The organism is Vibrio sp. YT-19(2023) (genome assembly GCF_033337395.1).
Map to the genome: position 1 here is coordinate 1 of NZ_JAWOQN010000100.1, position 1,425 is coordinate 1,425.

1 protein-coding gene is annotated in these 1,425 nt (G+C 41.3%); it reads right to left on the bottom strand.

Annotated features, from left to right (window positions below; translation table 11 throughout):
* Positions 1–282: 282 nt before the first annotated feature.
* Positions 283–1,284, bottom strand: coding sequence for an IS110 family transposase (locus tag R7E78_RS24120; RefSeq protein ID WP_318058337.1), 1,002 nt, complete (start codon positions 1,282–1,284; stop codon positions 283–285).
* Positions 1,285–1,425: the final 141 nt, after the last annotated feature.

Consider the following 1,425-nt stretch of genomic DNA (forward strand, 5'->3'; position numbering starts at 1 on the left):
TTTATATGAACGTTTCCCCATTTGCTAGGCCATCATAAAATAATTTTAAACTGGGTTAGGTGGCAGTTTTATATTCGGTCTACATTGGCAGACTTAGACTTTCTGCCGACCCTAATGATTTCCGCAGCCTTATTCCTCATTTCTCCTGCGAGCTTATTACTCTAACGCAAATTCAGGTTTTATAAGGCTTGGTCTTACCCTGTTTGTCATTATTTTTTGATACACCTTGGCAAACTTTCAGTGAACATCTAAGGTTGATTTAGATTTGTAAGAACTGCCTTCTTAGCATGGTTGATACTCTGTTTGCTTCGCAACCAATGCCCAAACAGTTCGTGCTGTCTTGTTCGCTAATGCAACAGTCGTAATATTGTTGGGTCTTCGAGCTTGTAAAGATTGAAGCCATTCACTCTTTTCTTTACTGCGACTTATTACTGATCTGGCTCCATGGATAAGTAGAGTACGCAAATAAACATCTCCTCTTTTACTGATACCATGCAAATGGACTCTGCCTCCTGTTCCCGTTTGTCGTGGAACCATGCCTATCCAAGCAGCAAACTCTCGACTTGATTTAAATACCGATGCATCTCCCATGGAAGCAATAAGTGCTGTTGCTGTTAGTGGCCCAACTCCTGGAACCTTACTGATGCGCTGACAATCCACATTATGCTTAAACCAGATTTGTATTTGCATTTCCAATCGTTTGATATCGGTATCCAAATGAGACAACTGTTCGATTTGAACTTGCAAGGCATGCATAAAAGCACTTGGCACTTTACTTTCCAATTTTACTAAGCAGTTAGGTAATTGCTCTTTGAATGCTTTTTTGCCTTTTGGCATAACAAGCCCGAACTCTGTCAAAAGTCCACGTATCGAATTGATTTGTGCCGTTCTGTGCTTGACTAGTAGCTCTCTCATCCGATGTATACTAAGGATGGATTGCTGCTCTTCGGTTTTAACAGCGATAAACTTCATACCTGGTTGCTGCATCGCCGTCCAAATTGCACGGGCATCAACCATATCGTTTTTGTTACCAACAACGAATGGCTTCACCTTATTCGCTGGCAACAATTTCACCGAGTGCCCCATTTTTTTGAACAACCGTCCCCAATGATGAGCACCACCACAAGCTTCCATACCAATTACTGAAGGCTGCTGATTGGCAAAGTAGTTAATAAAATCTTTTCTCTTTACTTTGTCAGAGTGTATTTCTCCGGTTTCTTGATCGACCCAGTGAATTTGAAATACTTGCTTTGCGATATCAATACCGAATACGTTACTGTTCATGGTGGTTACTCCCAATGTCGATAATTCACTTTATTGAACTACACTGAGCACTTTGATGCTGTGACAGGGAGTATCCTTCCTAATCAAACGAATCATCGTCAGTCTCCGAGGGTTGGGGAAACGTTCATATCATTTCTCCTT

Bases quoted from the DNA above. Each gene is read 5' to 3' on its own strand.
- R7E78_RS24120 (WP_318058337.1), bottom strand. From the start codon at position 1,284: ATGAACAGTAACGTATTCGGTATTGATATCGCAAAGCAAGTATTTCAA.